This window comes from Candidatus Cardinium sp. cByotN1, assembly GCF_022810525.1.
In the GTDB taxonomy this organism is placed as follows: domain Bacteria; phylum Bacteroidota; class Bacteroidia; order Cytophagales; family Amoebophilaceae; genus Cardinium.
Window position 1 is genome coordinate 1 of sequence record NZ_JAACGG010000140.1, and the last position, 4,723, is coordinate 4,723.

A 4,723-nucleotide genomic window follows, 5' to 3' on the forward strand; every position below is an offset into this window, starting at 1 on the left:
GCTAGACTGGCATCAACCTTAGACATTAAATTCAAACTCTTAGAAGAAAATGCTATCCATCCATCAGCATAGTCTTGAAAGGTTTTTTCAATCCATGCATGTATTGTTTTTATTGTATCCGCTTTTATGGCTATTTTTTTATTTGTTTTTTTATTACCAACTGGCCGTAAAAATAGACTATACACTTTAATCAACTGATAATAGGTAAATGCTTCATAACTAGTATGGTAAGCTTCTGCATCTGAACCCTTTTTTTGTTTATAGCTTATGTATAAATCAGCCTTTTGCTTAACAGAATTGAATAAATTGATTAATAGTTGATACATAGCACCGCTATCTTTTTCAAAATCTTTTGAATCAGTAAGCTGATATAGGCCCATGCATAAATTACCCAATGTTTCTAGATTGGTTGTTTGCAAAATTGTTGCATCTGCTACCAGTGTTTGAATCCGTTTAACTAAACAAGGCACAACCTCCGTGTATATCCTTAATTTAGAGTCAGCTATAAGTCTGCAACAGGCTTTCAATAAACGGCTAACAGGTAAAATAGCGGCTTGGCTCAGGGTTGTATCCCAATCAGCTTGCCGGCCAAGAAAATCCAATACTGCTAAAAATATATCGTTTGGGGTATGATCCGATGCAGGTAATAAATTACTATGATCTATACACAAAAACCTAGAAAAGGAAGCAATTAATTCAACAAGGTCTTGAACGGTAGCAGCATCAAAAATTAATTGTTCCTTGATTATATGCGCAGCAATATGTAAACAGCCATCTTTACTATCTGCTTGGTCCTGCCATTTAGAAAGCCCATTGACTAGATTGGATAAGCCTTGTGGATTAAATCCGTTAAGATATGTATCATCTTGATTGGTCTTTTGATTGATGTATTTGGCAATTTCTTGACAAGCATTTTGGGTATTTTCTTGTTGGTTCCATTTAGAGAACCCATTGACTAGAGTGGATAAATCTTGTGGATTAAACGCTTCTAGATAGCTATTATTTTCCTTGATTTTTTGATTGATGTATTCCGCAATTTTTGAACAAGCATTTTGGGTATTTGCTTGTTGGTTCCATTTAGCGAACCCATTTACTAGATTGGCTAAGCCTTGTGAGTCAAACGCTTCTAGATATGTATTATTTTCCTTGATTTTTTCCTTGATGTATTTAGCAATTTGTTGACAAGCATCTTTTGTGTTTGCTTGATCCTTCCATTTAGCGAACCCATTTACTAGATTGGCTAAGCCTTGTGGATTAAATCCGTTAAGATAGTTATTATTTTCCTTGATTTTTTCCTTGATGTATTTGGCAATTTCTTGACAGGCATCTTTGGTGTTTACTTGATCCTTCCATTTAGCGAACCCATTTACTAGATTGGCTAAATTTTGTGCATTAAATTCGTTAAGATAGCTATTATTTTCCTTGATTTTTTGATTGATGTATTTGGCAATTTCTTGACAAGCATTTTGGGTATTTGCTTGTTCGCTCCATTTAGAAAACCCATTGACTAGAATGGCTAACTCTTGTGCATTAAATTCGTTAAGATAGTTATTATTTTCCTTGATTTTTTGATTAATGTATTTAGCAATTTTTTGACAGGCATCTTTGGTGTTTACTTGATCCTTCCATTTAGAGAACCCATTGACTAGAATGGCTAACTCTTGTGCATTAAATTCGTTAAGATAGTTATTATTTTCCTTGATTTTTTCCTTGATGTATTTGGCAATTTCTTGACAAGCATTTTGGGTATTTTCTTGTTGGTTCCATTTAGCGAACCCATTTACTAGATTGGCTAAGCCTTGTGAGTCAAACGCTTCTAGATATGTATTATTTTCCTTGATTTTTTGATTGATGTATTTGGCAATTTGTTGACAAGCATTTTGGGTATTTTCTTGTTCGCTCCATTTAGCGAACCCATTTACTAGATTGGCTAAATTTTGTGGAGTAAACGGTTCTAGATAGCTATTTTCTTTCTTGATTTTTTTCTTGATGTATTTGGCAATTTCTTGACAGGCATTTTGGGTATTTTCTTGTTGGTTCCATTTAGCGAACCCATTTACTAGATTGGCTAAATTTTGTGGAGTAAACGCTTCTAGATAGTTATTATTTTCCTTGATTTTTTTCTTGATGTATTTGGCAATTTGTTGACAGGCTTTTTTGGTATCTGCTTGATCGCTCCATTTAGAAAACCCATTTACTAGATTGGCTAAGCCTTGTGGGGCAAAAGATGCTAGATAGCTATTATTTTCCTTGATTTTTTGATTGATGTATTGCGCGATTTGTTGACAAGCATATTTGGTGTCTTCTTGTTCGTTCCATTTAGCAAACCCATTGACTAGATTGGCTAACTGTTGTGGAGTAAATTTGTTGAGATATGTATTATTTTCCCTGATGTATTTGGCAATTTTTACACAAGCTTGTTTAGTGTCTTCTTGTTCGGTCCATTTAGCGAACCCATTGACCAGATTAGCTAGATGTTGTGGAGTAAATTTGTTGAGATATGTATTATTTTCCTTGATGTATTTGGCAATTTTTACACAAGCTTTTTGGGTGTCTTCTTGTTCGCTCCATTTAGAAAATCCATTTACTAGATTGGATAAGTCTTGTGAATTAAATTCGTTAAGATATGTATTATTTTTCTTGATGTATTGTGCAATTTTTACACAAGCTTTTTTGGTATCTTCTTGGTCCTTAAATTTAGAAAAACCATTGACTAGAGTGGCTAACTCTTGTGGCTTAAATTCGTTGAGATGTGTATTATTTTCCTTGATGTATTTAGCAATTTTTACACAAGCTTTTTTAGTGTCTTCTTGTTCGCTCCATTTAGCAAACCCATTGACTAGATTGGCTAACTGTTGTGGAGTAAATTCGTCGAGGTATGTATTATTTTCCTTAATGTATTTGGCAATTTTTACACAAACTTTTTTGGTATCTTCTTGGTCCTTAAATTTAGAAAAACCATTGACTAGAGTGGCTAAAGCTTGTGGATCAAACGATCCTAAATATCTATTATTTTCCTTGATTTTTTGATTGATGTATTTAGCAGTTTTTTGACAGACATCTTTGCTTTCTTTTTGATCCTTAAATTTAGAGAACCCATTGACTAGATTCGCTAATTCTTGTTTATTAAACGTTTCTAGATATCTATTATTTTCCTTGATTTTTTCCTTGATGTATTTAGCAATTTCTTGACAGACATCTTTACTTTCTTTTTGATCCTTAAATTTAGAGAACCCATTGACTAGATTGGCTAACTCTTGTGGAGTAAATTCGTTGAGATGTGTATTATTTTCCTTGATGTATTTAGCAATTTTTACACAAGCTTTTTGCATGATTTTATTCTCAGGCCATTTGCTAAATCCATTCACTAATAAGGATAATGATTGAGGATGATAGGTTGTTAACTTTTCATAAAATTCATTAATATATTCAGCCATTTTTTGACAGGCTTGTTGCATGATTTTGTTCCGAGGCCATTTGCTAAATCCATTTACTAGCAGGGATAAACCTTGTCCATTAAACGATTCTAATTCTTGTAAATCTATGTTAGCTATAGTTTTAGCCAACTGTTCACAGGAGTCTTCGTTTCGGTTAGGATCTTTGCTGAGTTGATTGACTTCTAGGGCTAAATTTTTTGATCTTAGAGAGACGAAAGGATATACATTGTCTCGGCTATAGCTTTTTCTGAGGGTATGATTATAATTATTGGTTGCTATGCTTGCATAAGATCTATAATTATTTAATTGATAGTGAATCTCTTGTTGAAAGTTTTTTGAGTTGTTGTCTATATCAGGTTCTCCAGGTCTTTTTTGACTTTGTTCTCCTAAAACGCAAATCTGAGCATAGGTATAAGTTTGATTGGATCTATTGGATAGTTCTCGACTATTATGAGGTATCTGATCGGGTGTGCTTGGGTTGGTACCACTATATTTATTACCATCATATCTTTCTCTGTCGCTCCATCTATAGCACTTTCTTAGCTTGAAACAAGATGGTAATAGAAGGCCCACTAATAATGCTAGATGGCTAATCCTAAACATTAAGTATAACATGGTGTTGGCGATTAAGTTAAGCTTAGCATGGTAACATCATTTCGCTCTCTGGTAGATCAATCGTATACCTAGTAGATGAATCTGATCATTTTTACTATAGCTTTAGGGGTTATTTTTGGTGATTGTTGAGTGTATAGGATTGAATGGATGGTATTATTATTTATTCACTTTTAGATTTTTATGGGCTCATTTGTTAAAAGCTTTTTTTATTCCACTGTTTTCTTGATAAAGAAGTGGATAAATAATCAAACCCACTGTAAATAGTTGCGGAAAGTGCCCTTTACAGCTGGAAAAACAGAACGTACGCGCTAAGCGGGATTCAAATAAAAAAACATACAAAAATGTAGTATAGATTTTCTACAATAGATTTACTTGTTCTATAGAAAAATAAGCTTAGCGATTAATGCAGTAATAGTTAAAATGCAAAGTAATCAATACCTAACACATCAGTAAAGGAAATTCTAGGAATATTCCCCGTTATTTTATAATATAAAAAAATTATTAGATTTACAAATGTAATGATCCCTTGATAGGGGTACCCATTTCTGAAGTTGAGGGTATTGGCCTAACATAGAGCACAATAACTAACTATCTATTGTATCTGTGCAGGAAATGGCGTCAACTTAAGGAATATATTTAATTGATTATTAAAATATAATAATATATAAAAA

The 4,723-nt window shown here is 33.0% G+C and carries 1 protein-coding gene; it reads right to left on the reverse strand.

From position 1 onward, the window contains the following. The coding region (locus MUW73_RS03985) for a hypothetical protein (RefSeq protein WP_243575282.1) at positions 1 to 4,052 on the reverse strand (4,052 nt) is incomplete at its 3' end. Between the last annotated feature and the right edge of the window lie 671 nt (positions 4,053 to 4,723).